The sequence below is a fragment of the Streptomyces sp. DSM 106670 genome (assembly GCF_055792845.1).
Genome location: NZ_CM147704.1, coordinates 6,465,839 through 6,488,738, shown reverse-complemented (window position 1 = coordinate 6,488,738; position 22,900 = coordinate 6,465,839). Strand labels below are relative to the sequence as shown.

Annotated in this window: 23 protein-coding genes; 6 read left to right on the top strand and 17 right to left on the bottom strand. The window is 72.3% G+C overall.

What is annotated here, in order from left to right; genetic code table 11:
- Positions 1 to 12: 12 nt before the first annotated feature.
- The 6 genes from ACSMXR_RS28815 to ACSMXR_RS28790 form a co-directional block, all read right to left on the bottom strand.
- On the bottom strand, positions 13 to 708 hold the full coding sequence (locus ACSMXR_RS28815; RefSeq protein WP_137230201.1) for a response regulator: 696 nt from the start codon (positions 706 to 708) through the stop codon (positions 13 to 15).
- 98 nt (positions 709 to 806) lie between these two features.
- Positions 807 to 3,350 carry a sensor histidine kinase gene (locus ACSMXR_RS28810; protein ID WP_137230199.1) on the bottom strand — a complete coding sequence of 848 codons (2,544 nt, stop codon included), beginning with the start codon at positions 3,348 to 3,350 and terminating at the stop codon, positions 807 to 809.
- 180 nt (positions 3,351 to 3,530) lie between these two features.
- On the bottom strand, positions 3,531 to 4,265 hold the full coding sequence (locus ACSMXR_RS28805) for an ABC transporter ATP-binding protein (RefSeq protein WP_218524479.1): 735 nt from the start codon (positions 4,263 to 4,265) through the stop codon (positions 3,531 to 3,533).
- A 146-nt stretch (positions 4,266 to 4,411) separates the two neighbouring features.
- Positions 4,412 to 5,185, bottom strand: a complete 774-nt coding sequence (locus tag ACSMXR_RS28800; protein ID WP_103512458.1) for a DUF3710 domain-containing protein — start codon at positions 5,183 to 5,185, stop codon at positions 4,412 to 4,414.
- A 1-nt stretch (position 5,186) separates the two neighbouring features.
- Entirely contained in the window at positions 5,187 to 5,717 is a 531-nt protein-coding gene (gene dut, locus ACSMXR_RS28795) for a dUTP diphosphatase (RefSeq protein ID WP_137230195.1), read from the bottom strand.
- Positions 5,714 to 6,298: a PaaI family thioesterase gene (locus tag ACSMXR_RS28790; protein WP_473170205.1), complete on the bottom strand. Its 585-nt coding sequence runs from the start codon at positions 6,296 to 6,298 to the stop codon at positions 5,714 to 5,716. The genes dut and ACSMXR_RS28790 overlap by 4 nt, the downstream gene beginning before the upstream one ends.
- Positions 6,299 to 6,356: 58 nt before the next feature.
- Between ACSMXR_RS28790 and ACSMXR_RS28785 the strand changes: the two genes are divergently transcribed.
- On the top strand, positions 6,357 to 6,815 hold the full coding sequence (locus ACSMXR_RS28785; RefSeq protein ID WP_137230193.1) for a DUF3093 domain-containing protein: 459 nt from the start codon (positions 6,357 to 6,359) through the stop codon (positions 6,813 to 6,815).
- Between the two features lie 29 nt (positions 6,816 to 6,844).
- On the opposite strand, the gene ACSMXR_RS28780 is transcribed toward ACSMXR_RS28785, so the two are convergent.
- From ACSMXR_RS28780 to ACSMXR_RS28765, 4 genes are all read right to left on the bottom strand, one after another.
- The gene (locus tag ACSMXR_RS28780) at positions 6,845 to 7,816 is read right to left on the bottom strand and encodes a hypothetical protein (RefSeq protein ID WP_364890942.1); all 972 of its coding nucleotides are present in this window, start codon (positions 7,814 to 7,816) and stop codon (positions 6,845 to 6,847) included.
- A 13-nt stretch (positions 7,817 to 7,829) separates the two neighbouring features.
- Positions 7,830 to 8,126 (bottom strand): DUF4193 domain-containing protein, encoded by a 297-nt coding sequence (locus tag ACSMXR_RS28775; protein ID WP_003965732.1) that lies wholly within the window; start codon positions 8,124 to 8,126, stop codon positions 7,830 to 7,832.
- Between the two features lie 405 nt (positions 8,127 to 8,531).
- Positions 8,532 to 9,776, bottom strand: coding sequence for a sensor histidine kinase (locus ACSMXR_RS28770; protein ID WP_137230189.1), 1,245 nt, complete (start codon positions 9,774 to 9,776; stop codon positions 8,532 to 8,534).
- Positions 9,777 to 9,781: 5 nt separating this feature from the next.
- On the bottom strand, positions 9,782 to 10,435 hold the full coding sequence (locus ACSMXR_RS28765) for a response regulator transcription factor (protein WP_006128158.1): 654 nt from the start codon (positions 10,433 to 10,435) through the stop codon (positions 9,782 to 9,784).
- Positions 10,436 to 10,816: 381 nt separating this feature from the next.
- Between ACSMXR_RS28765 and ACSMXR_RS28760 the strand changes: the two genes are divergently transcribed.
- A complete protein-coding gene (locus tag ACSMXR_RS28760) occupies positions 10,817 to 10,990 on the top strand; it encodes a hypothetical protein (protein ID WP_164493914.1) in 174 nt (57 codons plus the stop codon).
- A gap of 116 nt (positions 10,991 to 11,106) precedes the next feature.
- On the opposite strand, the gene ACSMXR_RS28755 is transcribed toward ACSMXR_RS28760, so the two are convergent.
- Together ACSMXR_RS28755 and ACSMXR_RS28750 are read right to left on the bottom strand one after the other, a co-directional pair.
- Positions 11,107 to 11,907: an inositol monophosphatase family protein gene (locus ACSMXR_RS28755; RefSeq protein WP_030080040.1), complete on the bottom strand. Its 801-nt coding sequence runs from the start codon at positions 11,905 to 11,907 to the stop codon at positions 11,107 to 11,109.
- Between the two features lie 36 nt (positions 11,908 to 11,943).
- Entirely contained in the window at positions 11,944 to 13,071 is a 1,128-nt protein-coding gene (locus ACSMXR_RS28750) for a ferrochelatase (protein ID WP_218524482.1), read from the bottom strand.
- A 206-nt stretch (positions 13,072 to 13,277) separates the two neighbouring features.
- On the opposite strand from ACSMXR_RS28750, the gene ACSMXR_RS28745 reads away from it, so the two are divergent.
- Together ACSMXR_RS28745 and ACSMXR_RS28740 are read left to right on the top strand one after the other, a co-directional pair.
- The gene (locus ACSMXR_RS28745; protein ID WP_137230185.1) at positions 13,278 to 14,525 is read left to right on the top strand and encodes an MFS transporter; all 1,248 of its coding nucleotides are present in this window, start codon (positions 13,278 to 13,280) and stop codon (positions 14,523 to 14,525) included.
- On the top strand, positions 14,482 to 15,804 hold the full coding sequence (locus tag ACSMXR_RS28740) for a D-arabinono-1,4-lactone oxidase (protein ID WP_473170204.1): 1,323 nt from the start codon (positions 14,482 to 14,484) through the stop codon (positions 15,802 to 15,804). Before ACSMXR_RS28745 ends, ACSMXR_RS28740 begins: the two co-directional genes overlap by 44 nt.
- A 95-nt stretch (positions 15,805 to 15,899) precedes the next feature.
- Here ACSMXR_RS28740 and ACSMXR_RS28735 read toward each other — a convergent pair whose 3' ends face one another.
- Positions 15,900 to 16,952, bottom strand: coding sequence for a hypothetical protein (locus ACSMXR_RS28735; protein WP_473170203.1), 1,053 nt, complete (start codon positions 16,950 to 16,952; stop codon positions 15,900 to 15,902).
- Positions 16,953 to 17,528: 576 nt separating this feature from the next.
- Here ACSMXR_RS28735 and sepH point away from each other — a divergent pair.
- Positions 17,529 to 18,611: a septation protein SepH gene (sepH, locus tag ACSMXR_RS28730; protein WP_473170202.1), complete on the top strand. Its 1,083-nt coding sequence runs from the start codon at positions 17,529 to 17,531 to the stop codon at positions 18,609 to 18,611.
- An 88-nt stretch (positions 18,612 to 18,699) separates the two neighbouring features.
- Here the strand turns inward: sepH and ACSMXR_RS28725 are convergent, their stop codons facing one another.
- Positions 18,700 to 19,530: a sulfurtransferase gene (locus ACSMXR_RS28725; RefSeq protein ID WP_376188606.1), complete on the bottom strand. Its 831-nt coding sequence runs from the start codon at positions 19,528 to 19,530 to the stop codon at positions 18,700 to 18,702.
- A gap of 236 nt (positions 19,531 to 19,766) precedes the next feature.
- Between ACSMXR_RS28725 and ACSMXR_RS28720 the strand changes: the two genes are divergently transcribed.
- On the top strand, positions 19,767 to 20,558 hold the full coding sequence (locus tag ACSMXR_RS28720) for a VOC family protein (protein ID WP_137230175.1): 792 nt from the start codon (positions 19,767 to 19,769) through the stop codon (positions 20,556 to 20,558).
- Here ACSMXR_RS28720 and ACSMXR_RS28715 read toward each other — a convergent pair.
- From ACSMXR_RS28715 to ACSMXR_RS28705, 3 genes are all read right to left on the bottom strand, one after another.
- The gene (locus ACSMXR_RS28715; protein WP_473170201.1) at positions 20,555 to 20,992 is read right to left on the bottom strand and encodes a hypothetical protein; all 438 of its coding nucleotides are present in this window, start codon (positions 20,990 to 20,992) and stop codon (positions 20,555 to 20,557) included. The two genes, ACSMXR_RS28720 and ACSMXR_RS28715, sit on opposite strands and share 4 nt — an antisense overlap.
- 41 nt (positions 20,993 to 21,033) lie before the next feature.
- Positions 21,034 to 22,080: a metallophosphoesterase family protein gene (locus tag ACSMXR_RS28710; protein ID WP_473170200.1), complete on the bottom strand. Its 1,047-nt coding sequence runs from the start codon at positions 22,078 to 22,080 to the stop codon at positions 21,034 to 21,036.
- A 154-nt stretch (positions 22,081 to 22,234) separates the two neighbouring features.
- A complete protein-coding gene (locus ACSMXR_RS28705; RefSeq protein WP_030080052.1) occupies positions 22,235 to 22,885 on the bottom strand; it encodes a thymidine kinase in 651 nt (216 codons plus the stop codon).
- Positions 22,886 to 22,900: the final 15 nt, after the last annotated feature.

Sequence of the window (22,900 nt, the reverse complement as noted above, 5' to 3'; positions counted from 1 at the left end):
GCCGGTGCGGGGTCAGCCGCGCTCGAAGCGGTAGCCCATGCCCGGCTCGGTGACGAAGTGCCGGGGGTGCGAGGGGTCCGCCTCCAGCTTGCGGCGCAGCTGGGCCATGTAGACCCGCAGATAGTTGGTCTCGGTGCCGTAGGAGGGGCCCCAGACCTCCTGGAGCAGCTGTTTCTGGCTGACCAGCCGGCCGCCGTTGCGGACGAGGACCTCCAGCAGGTGCCATTCGGTGGGGGTGAGCCGTACGTCGCGGCCGGCCCGGTGCACCTTCTTCGCCGCCAGGTCGACGGTGAAGCCGGCCGTCTCGACGAGGGCGATGTCCTCGGTGCCGCCCTCCTGGCCGAGCGGTTCCGCACGGCGTACGGAGGCGCGCAGCCGGGCCAGCAGCTCGTCCATGCCGAAGGGCTTGGTGACGTAGTCGTCGGCCCCGGCGTCCAGGGCCTCCACCTTCTCGTCGGAGGTGTGGCGCGCGGAGAGGACCAGGATCGGCACCCGGGTCCAGCCGCGCAGGCCCTTGATCACCTCGACCCCGTCCATGTCGGGCAGCCCGAGGTCGAGGAGGACCACGTCGGGGTGGCGGGCGGCGGCGAGCTGGAGGGCGGTCGCCCCGTCGGGCGCGGCGTCGACCTCGTACTGGCGGGCCTTCAGGTTGATCACGAGGGCGCGGACGATCTGCGGCTCGTCGTCGACCACAAGCACCCTGGTCATCGCGGTCCTGCCTTTCTGCTGTACGGGGAGGGGGGAAGGGCTCTGCTGTACAAGGGCTCTGCTGTACGGGGAGGGGGACGGGCGGGCGCGGGGGCGGGTCACGAGGTGACCTGGGCCGGCAGTTCGGCGTCGGTCCGGGCGCCGCCCGGCGCCGCGGTCAGCGTGAGGACCATGGTGAGCCCGCCGCCGGGGGTGTCCTCGGCGTCCAGCGTGCCGCCCATGGACTCGGCGAAGCCCCGGGAGACGGCGAGGCCGAGGCCCACGCCGGCGCCGCGCGGGGCGTCCCCGTACCGCTGGAAGGGCTCGAAGATCCGCTCCTTGGCCTCGTCGGGGACGCCCCGGCCCCGGTCCACAACCCGTAGCTCGACCCGGCCGCCCAGTGCGCTGGCGGCCACGGCGACGGGCTCCGGGCCTGGGTTGTACTTGACGGCGTTCTCGACGATGTTGGCGACGACCCGCTCCAGGAGACCGGGGTCGACGGCGACCATCGGCAGCGTCTCGGGGATGTCGAGGTCGACGCTGCCCTCCGGGACGCCGCCGAGCGCCATCGGGACCACCTCGTCGAGGTCGATCTCGCGGATCAGGGGGGTCACGGTGCCGGTCTGGAGGCGTGACATGTCCAGCAGGTTGCCGACGAGGTGGTCCAGCCGGTCGGCGCCGTCCTCGATGCCTTCCAGGAGCTCCGCCTCGTCCGCCTCGGACCAGGCGACGTCGTCGGAGCGCAGCGAGCTGACGGCGGCCTTGATCCCGGCGAGCGGGGTGCGCAGGTCGTGGCTGACGGCGGCGAGCAGCGCGGTCCTGATCCGGTTGCCCTCGGCGAGCCTGCGGGCCCGGTCGGCCTCCGAGACCAGCCGCTGGCGGTCCAGGACGACGGCCGCCTGGGCGGCGAACGCGCCGAGCACCCGGCGGTCCTCGGCGGGCAGCACCCGGCCGGACAGCGCGAGGGCCATGTTGTCGCCGACCGGCATGTCCACATCGGCCTCGTCGGGGCGGGTGACCGGGGCCGGTCCGACGGATCCGGCGCAGGTCCACGGGTCGACGTCGCTGCTGCGCTCCAGCAGGGCGACGGACTCCATGGCGAAGGTCTCCCGGACCCGCTCCAGCAGGGCGTCCAGGGCCGTCTCGCCGCGCAGCACGCTGCCCGCGAGGAAGGAGAGGATCTCCGACTCGGCGCGCAGCCGGGCGGCCTGGTGGGTGCGCCGGGCCGCGAGGTCGACCACGGAGGAGACCGCCACCGCCACCGCGAAGAAGATCACGATGGCGACGAAGTTCTCCGGGTCCTGGACGGTCAGGGTGTGGGTGGGCGGGGTGAACCAGTAGTTCAGGAGCATGCAGCCGACGGCGGCCGAGGCCAGCGCGGGTCTCAGCCCGCCGAGCAGGGCGGCGGCCACCGTCAGGAAGAGGAACAGCAGGACGTCGTTGGCGAGGCCGGGGGCGTCCTCCATGCCGCGCAGCGCCACCGCGAGCAGGACGGAGCCGACGACGCCGACGAGCCAGCCCCAGATGATCCGGGCGCGGCCCAGCCGGGCGCCGCGGGCGATGGGCAGGCCGCGGCCCTTGGCGACCTCTTCGTGGGTGACGATGTGGACGTCGAGGTCGGGGCCCGACTCACGGGCGACGGTCGCGCCGACCCCGGGGCCGTAGATGTACTGCCAGGTCTTGCGGCGGCTGGAGCCCAGCACGATCTGGGTGGCGTTGACGCCGCGCGCGAACTCCAGCAGGGCCGCGGGTATGTCGTCGCCGATGACGTGGTGGAAGGTGCCGCCGAGGTCCTCGACCAGGGTGCGCTGGACCGCCAGCTCCTTCGGGGACGCGGAGGTCAGGCCGTCGCTGCGGGCGATGTAGACGGCGAGGATCTCGCTGCCGGAGCCCTTGGCCGCCATCCGGGAGGCGCGGCGGATGAGGGTGCGGCCCTCGGGCCCGCCGGTCAGCCCGACGACGATGCGTTCGCGGGCCTGCCAGGGGGTGCGGATGTTGTGCTCGCCCCGGTACTGCTGGAGGTATTCGTCGACCCGGTCGGCGACCCAGAGCAGGGCCAGCTCGCGCAGGGCGGTGAGGTTGCCGGGGCGGAAGTAGTTCGAGAGGGCCGCGTCCATCTTGTCGGGCTGGTAGATGTTGCCGTGCGCCATCCGGCGGCGCAGCGCCTGGGGCGACATGTCGACCAGCTCGATCTGGTCGGCCCGCCGGACCACCTCGTCCGGCACGGTCTCGCGCTGCCGGACGCCGGTGATCGACTCGACGACGTCGCCGAGCGACTCCAGGTGCTGGATGTTGACCGTGGATATGACGTCGATCCCGGCCTTGAGGAGTTCTTCGACGTCCTGCCAGCGCTTGGCGTTGCGGGAGCCGGGGACGTTGGTGTGGGCCAGCTCGTCCACCAGGACCACGGCCGGGGCGCGCTCCAGGACGGCGTCGACGTCCATCTCGGTGAAGACGGCGCCGCGGTAGCCGATCTCGCTGCGCCGGACCTGTTCCAGGCCGTGCAGCAGCACCTCGGTGCGCGGCCGGGCGTGGTGCTCCACGAAGGCCACCACGCAGTCGGTGCCGCGCTCGACCCTGCGGTGCGCCTCGGAGAGCATCGCGTACGTCTTGCCGACGCCCGGTGCCGCGCCCAGGTAGATCCGGAGTGTGCCGCGTCCCATGGCCCCATTGTCTTCTTCCGTCCGGCGGCGTCCTGTCGACGGCCGGTGGCGCCCGGTGCGGCCGCCGCCCTCGACGCTACTCCGCCGCGGGCCGTGGTTCGGTCCCGGGAGTGCAGGTGGGGGGCGTATTGACGGAACTCTGATGCGCGCCGGGAGGGCCTGGGAGGGCAGAGCCGGGGCTCAGGCCTGTTCGACGATATGGCCGTCGCTCAGCTCCAGGACCCGGTCGGCCAGGCCCAGCAGCTGGGGGTCGTGGGTGGCGACGAGGGCGGTGACGTTCTCGCTGCGGACGACCGCGCGGAGCAGTTCCATCACGGCGAGCCCGGTCTCGGCGTCGAGCTGCCCGGTGGGTTCGTCGGCGATCAGGAGGGCGGGGCGGTTGGCCAGCGCGCGGGCGATGGCGACGCGCTGCTGCTGGCCGCCGGAGAGCTCGCCGGGGCGCTGCTCTGCGTGGTCGGCGAGGCCGACGAGGGAGAGCAGCAGCGCGACCCGCTCGTCGCGCTCGGCCGGGTCGGCCTTGCGCAGCCGCAGGGGTACGCCGACGTTCTCGGCGGCGGTGAGGATCGGGATGAGGCCGAAGGACTGGAAGATGAAGCCGACCCGGTCCCGGCGCAGCTCCAGCAGGCCCTTCTCGCCGAGCCCCGCCAGCTCGGTGCCGTCGACGGTGATCCGGCCGCCGTCGGGGGTGTCCAGGCCGCCGACCAGATTGAGCAGGGTGGTCTTGCCGGATCCCGAGCGGCCCTTGAGCGCGACCAGCTCACCGCGGGGGATCTCGAAGGAGACCCCGCGCAGGGCGTGCACGGCCGCCGCTCCGCTGCCGTACGAGCGGTGCAGGTCCTCGACGGTGACCATGACCGTACGGGCCGGGTCCTCGGCCAGGGCCGTGCCGGACTGCCCGCTGCTGCTCTCGGTCATGCTGCTCCCCCGTCGTAACTACGTGGCCTGCGTCGTCGCCCGCCAAGTATGTGTGGGCGGGACACGGCCGGGCAATGGCCGGTGGGCCGCACCCTTTCCCCGGGTGCGGCCCACCGGCCTGTACTGCGAAGTGCCGCCGGACGCTGCTAGCGGACCTCGGTGATCTCGGGGCCGCGCTGGAGCTGGCCCATGCCGCCGGAGAACTTCGAGCTCTCCTGCTCCTCCTGCTGCACGCCCTCGGGCACCATCTGGGCGTCGTTGGGGAGCTTGAGGACGATCGGGTCGCGGGGGGCCATCGGGCCCTCGCCGCGGACGACCACGGTGTCCCGGAAGATCGTCTCCAGCAGCCCGGCGGCCTCCGGCTGGACGGCGCCCTGGCCGGAGATGACTCCGCGCAGGAACCAGCGCGGCCCGTCGACGCCGACGAAGCGCACGAGCTGCACCCCGCCCGTGCCGTCCGGCAGCTGTACGGGGACCTGCGCGCGCAGCTCCCAGCCCAGCGGGCCCTCGACCTCGTCGATGATGCCGCCCTGCTGGGTGATGCCCGAGGCGATCTCGTCGCGGACCTCGCCCCAGATGCCCTCCTTCTTGGGGGCGGCGAAGGCCTGCAACTGGACCGCGCTGTCGCGCAGCACCACGGTGGCGGCGACGATCGCGTCCCCGGCCACCTCGACGCGCAGTTCCATGCCCTCGACCCCGGGGACGAAGATGCCGCCCAGGTCGACCCGGCCCTCGCCGGGCTGGGAGACCTCGGAGCTGTCCCAGGGTCCGTCGGGCCTGGGGGCCGGCGGAAGATTCATCCGACGGGTGCCCTTCGCGGCACCGTCACTGCCCTCGGGCTCGTCGGCGACCTGCTCGGCCTCGCGCACCTCGTCCGCCGCGTCCTCGGCGGAACCACTCTTCTTGCGACGTCCGAACACGTCACTGTCCTTCCCGGTCGGATACGACCGAAGCGTAGCTGTTCCCACCGTGGGTGATCCCGCCCTCGGCGCCGTCCACCGACGCGTGGCCGCCGGTGGACCCGAAGCCCCCTTCGGCCCGCGCCGAGCCGGGAAGTTCCGCCACCTCGTGGAAGCGCACCTTCTCGACCTGCTGGACAACCAATTGGGCAATCCGGTCGAACCGTTCGAATCGCACGCTCTCGCGTGGATCGAGGTTGACCACGATCACCTTGATCTCCCCACGGTACCCGGCATCCACGGTCCCTGGGGCATTCACGAGGGCCACTCCGCAGCGGGCCGCGAGGCCCGAGCGCGGGTGCACGAACGCGGCGTACCCGTCGGGCAGGGCGATCGAAACACCGGTGGGCAGCACCGTGCGCTCGCCGGGGGCGAGTTCGGCGGCCTCGGTGGTGACCAGGTCGGCTCCGGCGTCGCCCGGGTGTCCGTACGCCGGAATCGGCACGTCCGGGTCGAGGAGGCGGATCAGTACGTCGACGGGGCTGCGGGTCACGGGTTCACCTCGAAGGCGCGGGCGCGCCTGACCTGGTCGGGGTCGGACATGGCCGCCTGGATCTCGGCGGGCCGGCCGTTGTCGATGAAGTGGTCGACCTTGACCTCGATGAAGAGGGCGTCGGCCCGGACCGCGACGGGTCCTTCGGGGCCGCCGATCCGGCCGATGGCGGTGGAGTAGATCTTCCGGCCGTGCACGGCGGTGATCCGGGCGTCGAGGTGCAGCACGGTGTCCACGGGGACGGGGCGGACGAAGTCGGTCTCCAGCCGTCCGGTCACCGCGATCGTGCGCAGCAGCCAGTTCAGCGAGCCGAGGGTCTCGTCCAGCGCCGTGGCGAGCACCCCGCCGTGGGCGAGGCCGGGGGCGCCCTGGTGGGCGGGCTGCACGGTGAACTCGGCGGTGACACTCACGCCTTCACCGGCCCGCGCCATCAGGTGCAGTCCGTGCGGCTGTCCCCCGCCGCAGCCGAAACAGTGTTCGTAGTGCGCTCCGAGGAGCTCGCCGGGGGCGGGCGCGTCGGGGTGCCGGACCGGCGCGACGGCGTCGGCCGGGGGTGTCAGAGCTGCTGATGTTCCACTCACAGGCGCAGACCTTACCCGCGCGGCGGTGTGCCGGTCGCGCCGTGCCAAGCTTGGTTCCATGCAGCCTTCCGCAGCGCCCTTCGACGAACGTCTCACCGCACCCCGCTCCTGGTGGTTCATCGCCTTCGGGATCGGTATCGCCTGTGCTCTGATGCTGCTACCGCTGGGCACCCTGCCGCTGCTCGCCGGGCTGGTGGGCGGCACGGCCGCGGCCGCGGTCCTGGTGAGCAGTTACGGCTCCGCCCGGATCCGGGTGGTGGCGGGGGCGCTCGTCGCCGGCGACGCCCGGATCCCGCTGTCGGCGCTCGGTGAGCCCGAGGCGCTGGACGCCGAGGAGGCGCGGGCCTGGCGCACGCACCGGGCGGACGCGCGGGCGTTCATGCTGCTGCGCGGCTATGTGGAGACGGCGGTGCGGGTGGAGGTCACGGATCCGGACGACCCGACTCCGTACATCTATCTCTCCACCCGGAATCCGCAGGGTCTGGCGGCGGCGCTGAGCGGCGCCAAGGCCGCCTGACACGGCCACCGGTACAACGGCCCCGCCGGTCAGTGGCCCTCGATCTCCTTGGGCAGCTCGGCCGGGTTCAGCGGCTGCTCCAGCGGCGGCAGCGCGGCCAGCCGGTCCCAGGGGATCTGCTGTCTGCGCAGGTCGCTCCTGACCCGGTCGGCGAGTTTGCGGGTGTCGCGGCGGTTCATCACGGCGCCGACGGTGGCGCCGATCATGAACGGGATCAGGTTGGGCAGATTGCGCGCCATGCGCTTCATGATCTGCTGGCGCAGCTCACGCTTCATCTGGCCGCCCAGGGCGGCGTTGAGCGTGGTGGGCCGGGTGACGTCGATGCCGCGCTCCTCCGTCCACGACGTCAGATACGCGGTGCTGCGCTGGCCGAGATTGCCCGGGGGGCGGAGGCCGTAGACCTCGTGGAGCTCGGCGACGAGCTTCATCTCGATCGCGGCGACGCCGGTCACCTCCGCCGCCAGCTCGGCGAGCATGGCGGGCGGTACGGGCATCATGGCGGCGGCCCCGATGCCTGCGCCGACGGTCGCGGTGCCCCGGCAGGCTCCCGTGACCAGCTTGTCGGCCAGCTCCTCGGGCCCCAGCCCGGGGAACTGTCTCCGCAGGGTGGCGAGGTCGCGCACCGGCACGCGCGGGGCCGTGTCGATGATGCGGTCGGCCAGCTGTGCGGCCAGTGCCTTTGCGCTCTCCCCGCCCTTGCGTACGCCCCGTTTCACTGCGTGCAGGCGGCCCCCGGTCGTGGGATCCGCCTGGTCCTGCTGGTCGTGCTCGTCCTGCTCCCCGGCCCGGTCCGGCAGTGCTGCCGCCCCGGCCACTTCGAGCGAGGCCGAACGGCCTCGCTCGTCGTCGGAGCTGCCGGAGTGATCCGGCAGGGCGGCGGACCGCTCGGCAGACGCGTGAACGCCTTCTGCCGGGCCTGTGCCGCCTGTACCGTCCTGATGGGCCTGTCGGCCGTCCCGACGCCAGGGGCGCCGCTTCCTGAACGGTGTCTCGCCTGCCACGGCCGACTCGACCTCAGTCGCAGTCGCGGCAGATGGGCTGACCGTTCTTCTCGCGGGCCAGCTGGCTGCGGTGGTGCACCAGGAAGCAGCTCATGCAGGTGAACTCATCGGCCTGCTTGGGCAGCACCCGGACGGCCAGCTCCTCGTTGGAGAGGTCCGCGCCGGGCAGCTCGAGTCCCTCGGCCGCGTCGAATTCGTCGACGTCGACGGCGGATGCCGTCTTGTCGCTCCGACGCGCCTTGAGCTCTTCGAGGCTGTCCTGGTCCACGTCGTCGTCGGTCTTGCGTGGGGTGTCGTAATCCGTTGCCATGTCGCTCTCCCCCTCTTGGGTGTCTACGGGTGTCTCAGCGCACGTAACGCGTGAGAGGCCGGACTTGTGCCCGACCTGAGGCGGAGATTTTGCCTCACATCAAGGTCTGTTACTCAATCGACACCCAACCGGTCGCCTCGGCGAGGCTCGGCTTGGGTGGCGATGGGGACCGTACACGGTCCCGACTGCGCAGTTCACAGGCGCTACCCCGTGTACTTCCCGTGATAACGATCCCCGAAAACCCGGACGATTACCGGCTTTCCGACAGAGTCGTGATCACGGAGCGTAGATGGTCGGAAAATCGACTCTGTGATCGATCACACACGACTCGCCCGGGAACGGGTCCTGAAAATTCCGCCCAAAGCGAACATGAAGATTCGGTGCAGAGTCACATCGTGCAGCCTCTCAGACCGGCAGGGTGACGCGCATCACGAGACCGCCGCCCTCGCGGGGCTCCGCGATGATACGGCCTCCGTGCGCCCGCGCGACGGACCGCGCGATCGACAGGCCGAGCCCGACCCCCTTGTCGCTGCCCGTGCGCTCCGTACGCAGCCGCCTGAAGGGCTCGAAGAGGTTGTCGATCTCGTACGCCGGGACCACCGGGCCGGTGTTCGAGACGACCAGCAGGGCCTGCCCGTCCCGTACCTCGGTGGTGACCTCCACCCAGCCGTCCTCGGGCACGTTGTAGCGCACGGCGTTCTGCACGAGGTTCAGCGCGATCCGCTCCAGCAGGACCCCGTTGCCCTGGACCACGGCCGATCCCCGCTCGCCGCGGATCTCGGTCTTCCCGGCCACCGCCTCGGCCCGGGTCTGGTCGATGGCGCGCTCGGCCACCTCGGCGAGGTCGACCGGTTTGCGCTCGACGATCTGGTTGTCGCTGCGGGCCAGCAGCAGCAGGCCCTCCACCAGCTGCTCGCTGCGCTCGTTGGTGGCCAGGAGGGTCTTGCCGAGCTGATGGAGTTCCGGCGGGGCCTCCGGGTCGGAGAGCGAGACCTCCAGCAGGGTGCGGTTGATCGCCAGCGGGGTGCGCAGCTCGTGCGAGGCGTTGCCGACGAACCGCTGCTGCGCGGTGAAGGCCCGCTCCAGCCGGTCCAGCATGTCGTCGAAGGTGTCCGCCAGCTCCTTCAGCTCGTCGTCCGGGCCGTCCAGCTCGATCCGCCGGGTGAGGTCCGTACCGGCCACCCGGCGCGCGGTCCGGGTGATCCGGCCGAGCGGGGACAGCACGCGTCCGGCCATGGCGTAGCCGAAGGCGAAGGCGATGACGCTGAGGCCGAGCAGGGCGAGGAGCGAACGGTTGAGCAGGGTGTCCAGCGACTGCTGGCGCTGCTCCTCGTTGCACGCCTTGAGCGCGGCGTTCGCCTGGTCCGCCGAGAGGCCCGGCGTCAGGGCGGGGCAGGCGTTGTTGGTGAGCTGGATCTTGCTGTCGGGCAGCAGCTTGAACGGCAGCTCCGTGCCCACGTGCAGCGCCTGCGCGGCCAGCATGTAGATGATCGACAGCAGCACGATGCCCGCGATCAGGAACATCCCGCCGTACAGCAGCGTGAGCCGTATCCGGATGGTCGGGCGCAGCCAGGGGTACGGGGGGTCCTGCTGCTTGGGCTCCCAGGTGGGCTTCGGGGGCGCCGCGGGGGGCTCGGGGGTGGTGGCCATGGTCCTCAGATCCGGTATCCGGAGCCCGGTACGGTGACGATCACGGGCGGTTCGCCGAGCTTGCGGCGGAGCGTCATGACCGTGACCCGCACGACGTTGGTGAAGGGGTCGGTGTTCTCGTCCCAGGCCTTCTCCAGCAGCTGCTCCGCCGAGACGACCGCGCCCTCGCTGCGCATCAGGACCTCCAGCACCGCGAACTCCTTCGGGGCGAGCTGGATCTCCACCTCGTCGCGGAAGACCTCGCGGCGGTTCGGGTCGAGCTTGATGCCGGCGCGCTCCAGGACGGGCGGCAGCGCCACCGTCGTACGGCGGCCCAGCGCGCGCACCCGGGCGGTCAGCTCGCTGAAGGCGAAGGGCTTGGGCAGATAGTCGTCCGCGCCCAGCTCCAGGCCCTCGACCCGGTCGCTGACGTCGCCGGACGCGGTGAGCATGAGCACCCGGGTGGGCATGCCGAGCTCGACGATCTTGCGGCAGACGTCGTCGCCGTGCACCACCGGGAGGTCCCGGTCCAGCACGACGACGTCGTAGTCGTTGACCCCGATGCGTTCCAGGGCCGCGGCACCGTCGTAGACGACGTCGACGGCCATGGCCTCCCGGCGCAGTCCGGTGGCCACCGCATCGGCGAGCAGCTGCTCGTCCTCGACGACGAGTACGCGCACGGCGCAGTCCTTCCTTCGGTCCTTCGATGGGTTCACAGATCGAGCGGCCCACGCGGGGCCGCTCGGACACGGGCAGCAATGCCGACTGTGCGCTTCCATCCTGCCCGCAACGCGTATAAACCGGCGGTAAGACGGCGGCGGGCCGGACCTTCCGGCGGTGCCCCGCCCGGAAAGCGGCGGATTTCCGGGCCAGTTGAGGTTTCTCTGAGCCATGGCGTGGGGAAGAGGGGTTCACACCCGCGATCACGCCTGTCACGTGGCCTGCCACGGCCCGCTCCTTTTTCCCCGGAGCGGCGGCGCGATCACCCGCTCCTCCGGCTCCCCTGGCCGGGGGACCCCGGGCACACCCCGTGCCACCGACCCACGATGAGGGGGCGCATCATGGACGCTTTCACCGCAGGTCTGCTGCAACGCATCAAGACGACCGAGTCCGACCTCACGCGGGCGCGCGAGGACGGCGACGACTTCCTCGCGGACGTCGAGCAGGGCGAGCTGGACGATCTTCGCCGGCTCGCCGCCGAGCACGGCGTGGAAATCGGCGCCACCAGCGTCTGAGCCGTACGCCACGGGGCCCCGGACACCGTCATGGTGTCCGGGGCCCCGTGGCGTGTGCGACGGCCCCAGGACCCTCGTCAGGGCCTTCGTCAGGCCTTCCGCGGGCGAGGATCCCGTCAGTCGTGCCAGGCGCCCAGTTCGTCGAGGGCGGCCTGCAGCGGTTCGAAGACGCCCGGGGTGGCGGCCACCGTCAGGTCGCCGTCGGCGGGCAGCCCGGGGCGGCCGCCGGTCAGCGCGCCCGCCTCCCGGGCGATGAGGTCGCCCGCCGCCAGGTCCCAGGGGTGCAGTCCGCGCTCGTAGTAGCCGTCCAGCCGACCCGCCGCCACATCGCAGAGGTCGACCGCCGCCGAGCCGCCGCGCCGGATGTCCCGGAGCCTGGGGATCAGCTGCTGGGCGACGTCCGCCTGGTGGGCGCGGACGTGGGCGACGTAGTTGAAACCGGTCGAGACGAGGGCCTGGTCCAGCGGCGGGGCGGGCCGGCAGCGCAGGGGTTCGCCGTTCGCGAACGCACCGCCGCCGAGGACCGCCTGATACGTCTCCCGGCGCATCGGGGCCTCGACGACGCCCACGACCCGCTCGCCGTCGCGCTCGGCGGCGATCGAGACCGCCCAGGTGGGCAGGCCGTAGAGGTAGTTCACCGTGCCGTCGAGCGGGTCGATGACCCAGCGGATGCCGGTGCTGCCCGGGGAGCTGGCCCCCTCCTCGCCGAGGAAGCCGTCGTCGGGGCGGAAGTCGGTGAGGTAGCCGGTGATCAGCTTCTCGGCGGCGATGTCCATCTCGGTGACCACGTCGATGGGGCTGGACTTGGTCGCGGCCACCCCCAGATCGGCCGGGCGGCCGTCGCGCAGCAGGGCTCCGGCGCGGCGGGCCGCCTCCAGGGCGAGGTCGAGCAGTTCGGACAGGGCGGGGTCGGTCACGGGTGCTCCCAGGGGGCTCGACGGGGACTGAGGGCTCTACACGTACGGGCTGTCGGCGCCCGCGGCGGCCGGCTTCGGGGCCCTGGCGGGGCAGCAGCCGACCGGACAGAGGTCGTGGGAGGGCCCGAGGGAGCCCAGCGCACAGCGCTCCACCGCCCGGCCGCGCTCACGCGCGGCGCGCTCCAGGACCAGGTCCCGCACGGCGGCGGCGAAGCGCGGGTCGTCCCCGACGGTGGCGGACCTGCGGACCGGCAGACCGATCTCGGCGGCCTTCGCGGTGGCCTCGGTGTCGAGGTCGTACAGGACCTCCATGTGGTCCGAGACGAAGCCGATGGGCGCCATCACGACCGCGGGGACGCCCTCGCCGTGCAGGGTCTCCAGGTGGTCGCAGATGTCGGGCTCCAGCCACGGGATGTGCGGGGCGCCGCTGCGGGACTGGTAGACGAGCTGCCAGGGGTGCTCGACGCCGGTCTCCTCGCGCACCGCCTCGATGATCAGCCGGGCCACGTCGAGGTGCTCGGCGACATACGCGCCGCCCTCGCCGTGCGCCTCCACCGGGCCGGAGGCGTCGGCGGCGGAGGTCGGGATGGAGTGGGTGGTGAACGCGATGTGCGCGCCCGCGCGGACGTCCTCGGGAAGGTCGGCGAGCGAGGCGAGGACGCCGTCCGCCATGGGCGTCACGAAGCCGGGGTGGTTGAAGTAGTGCCGCAGTTTGTCGACCCGGGGCACCTCCAGGCCTTCGGCCTCCAGGGCGGCGAGCGACTCCGCGAGGTTCTCGCGGTACTGGCGGCAGCCGGAGTAGGAGGCGTAGGCGCTGGTGGCGAGGACGGCGATCCGGCGGTGTCCGTCGGCGGTCATCTCGCGCAGCACATCGGTCAGATACGGGGCCCAGTTGCGGTTGCCCCAGTAGACCGGGAGGTCCAGGCCGTGGTCGGCGAAGTCCTTGCGCAGGGCGTCGAGCAGGGCGCGGTTCTGCGCGTTGATCGGGCTGACCCCGCCGAAGAGGAAGTAGTGCTTGCCGACCTCCTTGAGGCGTTCCTCGGGGATGCCGCGGCCGCGGGTCACGTTCGCCAGGAACGGGACCACGTCGTCCGGGCCCTCGGGACCGCCGAAGGAGAGCAGCAGCAGGGCGTCGTAGGGAGCGGGATCGCGCAGATCGGACATGACGTCGATCCTGCCACCCGCCGGTGACCGGGCGGCAACCGACATCCGACGCCCCGTCGGGAAGAGCGGTGAGGCCGTGGGACTCGGGGTTCGTACGCCTGCTTCCGCTCCCCCGGGCCGCCCCGTAATCCGGTGTCCGGCGTATCCGCCCGGCCGTAAGCTGTATGGGCCAGCTACACGCCTGACAGGCACGACCGGAGTACCCCTTGCCCAGCCCCTACCGCGTCATCTTCTCCGCCCCCGGTACCAAGGGGTTCTCCGCCGCAGGCTTCTTCGGCCGGATGCCCTTGTCCATGATGGGCATCGGCGTCGTGACGATGATCTCCCAGCTCACCGGCCGCTACGGGCTGGCCGGGGCGCTCTCGGCGACCCTGGCGATGTCGGCGGCGGTCTGCGGCCCCCAGGTCTCCCGGCTGGTCGACCGCTACGGTCAGCGCCGGGTGCTGCGCCCGATCACGCTGGTGGCGGTGGCCGCGGTGGCGGGTCTGCTGATCTGTGCCCAGCAGGGGGCGCCGGAGTGGACGCTGTTCGTCTTCGCGGTGGGCGCGGGCTGTGTGCCGAGCGTGGGGTCGATGGTCCGCTCGCGCTGGGCGGCGATCTACCGGGGCTCCAGCCGGGATCTGCACACCGCCTACTCGTGGGAGTCGATCGTCGACGAGGTGTGCTTCATCTTCGGCCCGATCATCTCCATCGGTCTCTCCACCGCCTGGTTCCCGGAGGCCGGACCGCTGATCGCCGCCGCCTTCCTGCTGGTCGGCGTGTTCTGGCTGACCGCGCAGCGCGCCACCGAGCCGGTGCCGCACCCGAAGTCGCAGCACACCGGCGGCTCCGCGCTGCGCTCGCCGGGACTGCAGGTCCTGGTGGCCACCTTCGTGGCGACGGGCGCGATCTTCGGCGGCGTGGACGTGGTGACCGTGGCCTTCGCCGAGGAGCGCGGCCACAAGGCCGCGGCCTCCCTGGTGCTGGCCGTCTACGCGCTCGGATCGTGTCTCGCGGGGGCCGTGTTCGGGCTGCTGCACCTCAAGGGGAACCCCGGGACCAGGTGGCTGGTGGGTGTCTGCGCGATGGCCGTGAGTATGATCCCCCTCCAACTGGCCGGGAACCTTCCGTTGCTGGCCGTGGCGCTCTTTGTCGCGGGCCTCGCCATCGCACCGACGATGGTCACCACCATGGCCCTCGTCGAAGCGCACGTACCGCGCACCAAGCTGACCGAGGGCATGACCTGGACCAGTACCGGGCTCGCGGTCGGAGTGGCGCTCGGCTCCTCGGCCGCCGGCTGGGTGGTCGACGCCGCCGGGGCGAAGGCGGGGTACGCGGTGCCCGTCGCGGCGGGAGCGCTCGCGGCGGCGGTGGCGTTCCTGGGGTATCGCCGGCTGGCCGGGCCGGCTGCGACGGGAGGGCGCGGGGAAGATGACCGACACCTACGCACGGACGACGACGAGCGCGTGGCGTAACTGGGCGGGCACCGTCACGGCCCGGCCCGCCCGCGCCGAGTCCCCCGCGTCCGTGGACGAGCTCGCGGACGTGCTGCGCCGGGCGCGGGAGGACGGCCTGCGGGTGAAGCCGGTCGGCACCGGCCACTCCTTCACCGCGGCGGCCGCCACCGACGGGGTGCTGATACGCCCCGACCTGCTCACCGGGATCCGGGACATCGACCGTGAGGCGATGACCGTGACGGTGGAGGCGGGCACTCCGCTCAAGCGCCTCAACACCGCACTCGCCCGCGAGGGTCTCTCGCTCACCAACATGGGCGACATCATGGAGCAGACGATCGCCGGGGCGACCTCCACCGGTACGCACGGCACGGGCCGCGACTCGGCGTCGATATCCGCGCAGATCCGGGCGCTGGAGCTGGTCACCGCCGACGGCACGGTGCTGCGTTGCTCGGCCGGGGAGAACCCGGAGATCTTCGCCGCGGCCCGGGTCGGGATCGGCGCCCTCGGGGTGATCACCGCCGTCACCCTCGCCGTGGAGCCGATCTTCCTGCTGACGGCCCGTGAGGAGCCGATGACCTTCGACCGGGTCACCGCGGACTTCGACGCCCTGGTCGCCGAGAACGAGCACTTCGAGTTCTACTGGTTCCCGCACACCAGCAACTGCAACACCAAGCGCAACAACCGCAGCGCCGGTCCGGCCGCTCCGCCCGGGCGGGTGAGCAGCTGGATCGACGACGAGCTGCTGTCCAACGGGGTCTTCCAGGTGGCCTGTTCGCTCGGCCGCGCGGTCCCGGCGACGATCCCCTCGATCGCCAGGCTCTCCAGCCGGGCGCTGTCGGCGCGTACGTACACCGACATCCCGTACAAGGTGTTCACCTCTCCGCGCCGGGTGCGGTTCGTGGAGATGGAGTACGCCGTTCCGCGCGAGCAGGCGGTGGCGGCGCTGCGGGAGCTGAAGGCCATGGTCGAGCGGTCACCGCTGAAGGTCAGCTTCCCGGTCGAGGTGCGCACCGCGCCGGCCGACGACATGGCCCTGTCGACCGCGTCGGGCCGGGACAGCGCGTACATCGCCGTGCACCTCTACAAGGGCACGCCCCACCGCTCGTACTTCACGGCGGTCGAGCGGATCATGACCGCGCACGCCGGGCGGCCGCACTGGGGCAAGATCCACACCCGGGACGCGGGCTATCTGGCGGAGGTCTACCCGCGCTTCGGCGAGTTCACCGCGCTGCGCGACCGGCTGGACCCGGACCGCCTGTTCGGCAACGACTATCTGCGGCGCGTGCTCGGCGACTGAGCTCGGCCGGCCACCGGTACGCCGTCGGCCCCGGCTTCCTCCTGGTCGGGAGGGAGCCGGGGCCGACGCGTGTCGTGCGCTCGTCCGGTACGCCGTCACTCGGCGTCGGCGCCGGGCGGGGCCTGTTCGCCCTGTCCGGGGGCGACGCCCGTGCCGGTCGAGGGTGCCCCGGTTCCGGTGTCGCCGGAGGCCGACGGGGTGGGCGGCGTCGGGTCGGGCGTGGTCCCGCCGCCGGAGCCGGAGGGCGTCGGGGTGGGGGTGGGCCCGGTGGTCGGGTTCTCACCGCCCGTGCCCGTACCGGGGTCCGGGCTCGCGCCGCCGTCGCCGCCGTCCGTCGCGGGGGCCGATCCGGTGCCGTCGCCGGGGGTCGGCTGCTGCTCGTCGGTTCCCTTGTCCTGTCCGGTGTCCCCGGAGGGCGTGGGGTCGGTGGGTCCGGGGTCCCGGTCGCCGCCGCCGCGGACGACGGAGCTGAGCGTGGTGCCCTGGCCGCCGCTGAGGTCGCTGCCCGAGATCATCTCGTACGCGGTGATCCCGGCCATGGAGACGGCGAAGACCGCGGCCGCCGCGAGCGCGGGCCGCTTCCAGCCGCGCATCCGGGTGCCGTGGGTGACACCGTCGCTGAACGCGTCGTCGGCGACGGGCCCGCCCGCTCCGGCCTGCGGGAGCAGCCGCGTACGGTCGTCGGCCCGCGGGATCGCGTACGTACGGTCGTCGGCTCCGGAACCTTCGGCCGGCGGGACGCTGAGCATCCGGGTCCGCGCGTCGCCGAGGTCGAGCAGCTGCGTACGGTCCGGATCGACGGGCCTCAGCAGCTGGGTGCTCTCCGCGTCCGGGACCACCTCCGGGACCGTGCCCGGACCGACCGTGGGCAGCACCGTGGTGGCGTCGTCGGCCGGCTCCGGCTCGGACCGCCGCGCGGCGGATCTGTGCGCCGAGGGCGTCGTCTCCTTGGTGTGCACCGTCACCTGGCGGCCCTCCGGGTGGGTCACCTGGACCGTCACCTCGCGGATCTGCTCGCCGGTGCGGCGGAAGAAGTGCTGGAAGACCGAGCCGCCACAGGTGGCGACGACGCTCATCACGCCCGCGCCGGCGATCGTGCCGTACACGCCCAGCTGCGAGGCCGCCACCGCCGCCGCGACGGCCGCCACGGCGCTCCCGGCGACCTGCGGGAGACTCAGATCTATGCGCCTTTCCTTGGGTTCTGTGTCACTTTCCGGCTTCTGAACCATTACCAGCCCCTGCTTGACATCTCTCCCACCATGCAACAGGAAGGGACAAATGAGCGAAGTGGATAGTTCCGTTTCCGGTGATTGTGTGAAGCACAACACGCATCAGGGGCATTTCGCGGAGAACTGGGTATCTCAACTCCCGCGTCCGGCGAGAACTTCGGCGGCGCGCCGCTCCACCCCGGTGGCCCGAATGGAGTACTGTGACGAGCCCTGGGGCGGAGTCCGACGTGGGAATCCGCAGTCACCGGAGGGGGCCGAGGGCGGCACTCGAACCGGGGGCGTCAAGGCATCACACGGGTGCTTGCTGCACAGAGCGGCCAAATCGGTCGCTTTGGGTCGCAATGGGTAACCGTGTCATGGTGGTGCACCAGGACGAGCGCCCGACACGCCGGGCAACTTGGCAAGGTTGTGGCAGGCTGCACCCGGGCAGGTCACACTCGACTAGCGGAAGCAGCGACGCACGTGACGTCGGCAGGCACCACCCGGGAGGTTCCCATGCCCGAACTGCGTGTCGTGGCCGTCTCCAACGACGGCACACGACTGGTGCTCAAGGCTGCGGACAGCACGGAGTACACGCTTCCGATCGATGAGCGGCTGCGCGCCGCCGTGCGCAACGACCGCGCACGGCTCGGCCAGATCGAGATCGAGGTGGAGAGCCACCTCCGGCCCCGCGACATCCAGGCCCGCATACGGGCCGGTGCCTCCGCGGAGGAGGTCGCCCAGTTCGCGGGCATCCCCGTCGACCGTGTACGCCGCTTCGAGGGCCCCGTGCTCGCGGAGCGCGCCTTCATGGCCGAGCGGGCCCGGAAGACTCCTGTGCGCCGTCCCGGCGAGAACACCGGCCCCCAGCTCGGCGAGGCGGTGCAGGAGCGTCTCCTGCTGCGCGGCGCCGACAAGGAAACCGTCCAGTGGGACTCGTGGCGCCGCGACGACGGCACCTGGGAAGTCCTGCTGGTCTACCGGGTCGCGGGCGAACCGCACTCGGCGAGCTGGACGTACGACCCGCCCAGGCGGCTGGTCCAGGCCGTGGACGACGAGGCGCGCTCGCTGATCGGCGAGACCGACGACATCGCCGCGCCCGAGCCCAGCTTCCCGTTCGTGCCCCGGATCGCCCGGCTGCCGCGCGACCGGCCGCTGGACCGGAGCCTCGACCGCGACCGCCCGCTGGACCGGGCTCTCGACCGGCAGATCGAGCGGCCCACCCCGGCCGCCGAGCCCGAGGAGTATGTGAGCAGTGCCTCGGCCGGTGAGCGCGACTCGCTGACCAGTCTGCTGGAGGCGGTGCCGAGCTTCCGTGGGGACATGGTCGTCCCGGAGCGGCCCACGCAGCCCGAACCGCCCGCGCTGGAACCGGCGGAGGAGGCGGAGGCGGACGAACCGCCCGCCGCCGCTTCGGCGGGTGCGGGGTCGGCGTACGCGGATGTGCTGATGCCCCGGGCGGTGGCCGGCCACCGCGACCGGCTGACCGGGACGACGGACCGTCAGGCCGAGGCGGACGGAGTCCGGCCGGGCCGCCGGGCGGCCGTGCCGAGCTGGGACGAGATCGTCTTCGGCACCCGGCGCAAGAAGCAGGACTGACCGGGAAATGACGACCGGTGGGAGCGGGGTCCGTACGCAGTCGCGTACGGGCCCCGCTGCCTTACCGCCCGCCCGTCGTGCGGCGGGACTACTGCGGCTCGGGGCCCGTGGCGACCGGCCGGGAGGGGTCCGAGGACCACTCGGACCAGGAGCCGGGGTAGAGGACGCCGGTGAACCCCGCGATCTCCAGGGCCAGCACCTCGTGCGCGCCGGAGACCCCGGATCCGCAGTAGACCCCGACGCCTTCGGCGCTGTCCGCCGCGCCCAGCCCGGCGAACCGCTCGGCGAGCCGCTCGGCCGGGAGATAGCGCCCGTCCGCGTCGACGTTCGCCGTGGTCGGTGCGGAGACGGCGCCGGGGATATGGCCGCCGACGCGGTCGATCGGCTCCACATCGCCCCGGTAGCGCTCCGCCGCGCGCGCGTCCAGCAGCAGACCCGACCGGGCGAAGGCCGCCGCACTTTCCGCGTCCAGCGTGGGCAGCGCCCCAGGCTTCGGCCGGAAATCGCCCTCGGCGGGGCGCGGGGTCTCGGTGGAGAGCTCGCCCGTCCAGGCGGCGAGGCCGCCGTCCAGGACCCGCACGTCTCCGTGTCCCGTCCAGCGCAGCAGCCACCAGGCGCGCGCCGCGGCCCAGCCCTGTCCGCCGTCGTACACCACGACGGGGGTGTCCTGGCCGACCCCGGCCCGGCGCATCACGGCTCCGAAGGCCTCCGGGTCCGGGAGCGGGTGGCGGCCGCCGTCGCCCGCCGGACCGGCCAGTTCCGTATCGAGGTCGACGTAGACCGCGCCGGGCAGATGACCGGCCTCGTAATCGGGGCGGCCGTGGGGGCCGCCGAGCTGCCAGCGGACGTCCAGGAGTACCGGCGGCCGCGCTCCGGCCGACTCGCTCGCATATTCGGATGCGGTGATGATGGGCTTCATGGGTGCCATCCTCGCGCAGCGGAACCGGCGCCCGTAACAGCATCGGAAGGGACGGCCGGCGGGAATCCGGCCGTCCTTCGTCGAGAACCCGGACGACGCGGCGCGGCCGGTGCGCCTCCCGCGTCGGGGGGTGCAAGCATCTGCACGGGGCACGCGGACCGCCTCCCGACCCGGGACGGCGCCCCTGTCCCGTTCCCCCGCACGGCCACCACAACGGTCCGAGGAGAGAGAAGACGATGACCGAGGCTGCCGCCCGGCGTACGCCCGGAACACCTTGCTGGGTGAGTCTGATCGTGCACGGCCTGACCACGACCCAGGAGTTCTACGGAGCCCTGTTCGACTGGGAGTTCCGGCCGGGCCCCGAACAGCTGGGCCCCTACGTCCGTGGGCTGCTGCACGGCAAGGAGGTCGCGGGCATCGGCCAGCTGCCGCCCGACCGGCACCTCCCGATCGCCTGGACCACCTACCTCGCCACGGACGACGCGGATGCCACCGCCGAGGCGATCCGCTCCTGCGGCGGGACGGTCGCGGTCGGACCGCTGGACGCGGGCGAGGCCGGGCGGCTCGCCATCGCCTCGGACCCGAGCGGGGCGGTCTTCGGCATCTGGCAGGGCTCTCGGCACATCGGCACGATGACGGCGGGCGTGCCCGGCACCCCCGTCTGGAACGAGCTGGTGACCCGCGAGACCTCGATGGTCGCGAAGTTCTACCAGACGGTCTTCGGGTACGAGACGGAGGCGGTCGTCTCGGCCGACTTCGACTACCAGACCCTGCACCTGGACGGTGTTCCGGTGGCGGCCCTGCACGGTGTCGGCCACGCGCTGCCGCGCGACCGGGGGCCGCACTGGATGACGTACTTCGAGGTCGCCGACACCGACCGGGCGGCGGCCCGCGTGGTGGAGCTGGGCGGGCGCGTCCTGCAGCCGCCGCGCGAGGGGTCGAGCGGGCGGCTGGCGACGGTCGCGGACCCGGAGGGGGCCGTGTTCACGGTCATCAGGTCGGCCGGAAGCGAATCCGCGGACCGCTAGGGCCTGTCCTCGAAACGGTGCACGACGATCCAGTAGTCGTCGTCCTCCTCGGTGAGGGCGCACAGCCGCCGGCCGTCCGGGGACATCGCGATGACCATGGAGCCGGCCCCGGGTACGAGGGCGGCGGAGAGCGCGGTGTGCGGGGTGAGGCGCACCCGGACCCAGTCGCGATCGGCCCCCCGGACCAGGAAGCAGCCCTCGTCATCGATGACGGCAGCGGTCCGCGCGTGCTCCAGCCACAGCCGGTCGGCCTCCGCCGGCGCCCCCGGCGCCGAGCGCGCCACGGTGGCCCGCGGGACCACCTCGACGTTGACGACGGCTTTGAAGGCCCGCGCGTACGAGGGCAGTTCCTCGGCGACGCCCTGCGCCAGGACCTCCAGCCCGGCCTTCGCCAACTGCGGCGCCGGCGCGCGCCCGCTCTGTTCGTCCGTCATCCTCGGCCACCGTTCTCGTAGGACAGGCCCTTGGGGCTCCCTCAGTCTGCTGTCGTGTGCAGCGGAACCGTGAGCTGCTTGAGCCAGGTGCCGGTGGAGAAGTCGCGGGCCTTGATCACGACCGTGCGGGGGCCCACCTCGACCTGGAGGCCCTGGTTGAACGTACCGCCCACCGCGACCTCACCGCCCTTGCCGTCGTCCGTCCAGCCTGTCTGGACCGCCGCAGTGTTGACGACGGTGAAGCCGTCGAGGTTCCCGGTGCCGGGTACGACCCTGCGGACCACCCAGTCGGACAGGTTGAGGTCCCAGTGGGTGTGGCCGGAGAAGAGGAACACGTCCTTGTGGCGGCCGAGGACGGACAGCAGCCGGTCGGGCTGGAGGTAGTCGCCCAGGTAGAGCTTGTTGCGGGTGCCCGACACCATGTTGGGCAGCGGGTGGTGGGTCATCACCATGACGGGCCTGCGCCGCCGCGCCCAGTGGGCGAGCCGGTCCTCCAGCCAGGCGAACTGCGCGTCGCCGATCCACACCTCGTCCCACAACTTCGCGTCGTGGTAGTGCGCGTAGCGCTCGGTCCCGAGTGTCAGTACGGGGACTCCGCCGAACGACGTCTCCGCGTAGACCTTGTTGCGTCCCGCGAAGTTGTAGAAGCTGCGGAAGAGCGAGCCCTCCGTGGTGCCGTTGGGCCAGGTGTCCTGGGCGAGCGTGTCCGGGTCGCTGTACTTGGGGACGTAGAACTCGTGGTTGCCGATGGCCCACGCGACGTTCCTGGGGTGCCGGTGCCGATCGAGGGTGCGGCGGACCTCCGCGTACTCGAAGTCGTAACCGCGGGGCGTGATGTCACCGGCGACGCCCAGCCCGGCGCTGTGCGGGTTGATCCGGTGCAGGTCGTCGAGGGCCTTGCCGAAGTCGGCCAGGTCGCCCTGGATATCGCTGATGATGTTGAACCGGACCGTCTCGCGCCCGCTGCCGTGGCCGTGCCTCCCGCGCTCCGAGGCGGCCGGCGCGGCGGTGGCCGACGGGGCCGTCAGCCCGGTACCGACGGTGAGGGCCCCGCCCGCCAGGAGCGAGGCGCGGCCCGTGGTGGCCATGAACGATCTTGCGATCCATCGGTGGTACTTCCTTCGTGTACGCCCCTGTACGGGGTCGGGCGAGGGAAGCCTTGCCGACTTCGGTGACGTCTCGGCGTAGGAGAAGTGGCCCCGGGCTGAAGCCCGGTGGCGGCGGACCGGCGGACCGCGCGCCTCAGTCCGACGACACCGGCAGGACGTCCGGCGAGAGCGCGCCGGCGCGGGCGGAACCGCTCGTCATGCGGCGGCAGTGGTGCCGGCGGCACAGCACCTCGTAACCGACCTCGCCCGCCTGCCGGTTGACGTCGCCGACGACGACCTGGGCGCCCTCGACGACCATCTCGCCGTCCACCGTACGGGCGTTGTGCGTGGCGCGGGCGCCGCACCAGCACAGGGCCTCGACCTGGAGGGCCTCTATCCGGTCGGCCAGCTCGATCAGCCGCTGGGAGCCGGGGAACAGCTTGGTGCGGAAGTCCGTGGTGATGCCGAAGGCGAAGACGTCGAGCCCCAGATCGTCGACGACACGGGCCAGTTGGTCGATCTGGCCGGGGGCGAGGAACTGCGCCTCGTCCACGATCACGTAGTCGACCCGGCCGCCCCTGCTCACCCGGTCGACGATGTGCGCGTAGACGTCCATGCCCTCCTCGGCCTCGACGGCGTCGGTCACCAGGCCGAGCCGGGAGGAGAGCTTGCCCTCCCCCGCGCGGTCGTCGCGGGTGAAGATCACGCCCTGGAGGCCGCGTGCCGAACGGTTGTGACCGATCTGCAGGGCCAGCGTGCTCTTTCCGCAGTCCATGGTTCCGGAGAAGAACACCAGCTCGGGCATGAGAGGTCGAGCACC

Excerpts from the sequence above, each read along its gene's own strand:
- ACSMXR_RS28815 (WP_137230201.1), bottom strand. The coding sequence starts at position 708 with ATGACCAGGGTGCTTGTGGTCGACGACGAGCCGCAGATCGTCCGCGCC.
- ACSMXR_RS28810 (WP_137230199.1), bottom strand. The coding sequence starts at position 3,350 with ATGGGACGCGGCACACTCCGGATCTACCTGGGCGCGGCACCGGGCGTC.
- ACSMXR_RS28805 (WP_218524479.1), bottom strand. The coding sequence starts at position 4,265 with ATGACCGAGAGCAGCAGCGGGCAGTCCGGCACGGCCCTGGCCGAGGAC.
- ACSMXR_RS28785 (WP_137230193.1), top strand. The coding sequence starts at position 6,357 with ATGCAGCCTTCCGCAGCGCCCTTCGACGAACGTCTCACCGCACCCCGC.
- ACSMXR_RS28775 (WP_003965732.1), bottom strand. The coding sequence starts at position 8,126 with ATGGCAACGGATTACGACACCCCACGCAAGACCGACGACGACGTGGAC.
- ACSMXR_RS28770 (WP_137230189.1), bottom strand. The coding sequence starts at position 9,776 with ATGGCCACCACCCCCGAGCCCCCCGCGGCGCCCCCGAAGCCCACCTGG.
- ACSMXR_RS28760 (WP_164493914.1), top strand. The coding sequence starts at position 10,817 with ATGGACGCTTTCACCGCAGGTCTGCTGCAACGCATCAAGACGACCGAG.
- ACSMXR_RS28750 (WP_218524482.1), bottom strand. The coding sequence starts at position 13,071 with ATGTCCGATCTGCGCGATCCCGCTCCCTACGACGCCCTGCTGCTGCTC.
- ACSMXR_RS28740 (WP_473170204.1), top strand. The coding sequence starts at position 14,482 with ATGACCGACACCTACGCACGGACGACGACGAGCGCGTGGCGTAACTGG.
- sepH (WP_473170202.1), top strand. The coding sequence starts at position 17,529 with ATGCCCGAACTGCGTGTCGTGGCCGTCTCCAACGACGGCACACGACTG.
- ACSMXR_RS28725 (WP_376188606.1), bottom strand. The coding sequence starts at position 19,530 with ATGAAGCCCATCATCACCGCATCCGAATATGCGAGCGAGTCGGCCGGA.
- ACSMXR_RS28720 (WP_137230175.1), top strand. The coding sequence starts at position 19,767 with ATGACCGAGGCTGCCGCCCGGCGTACGCCCGGAACACCTTGCTGGGTG.
- ACSMXR_RS28715 (WP_473170201.1), bottom strand. The coding sequence starts at position 20,992 with ATGACGGACGAACAGAGCGGGCGCGCGCCGGCGCCGCAGTTGGCGAAG.
- ACSMXR_RS28710 (WP_473170200.1), bottom strand. The coding sequence starts at position 22,080 with ATGGCCACCACGGGCCGCGCCTCGCTCCTGGCGGGCGGGGCCCTCACC.
- ACSMXR_RS28705 (WP_030080052.1), bottom strand. The coding sequence starts at position 22,885 with ATGCCCGAGCTGGTGTTCTTCTCCGGAACCATGGACTGCGGAAAGAGC.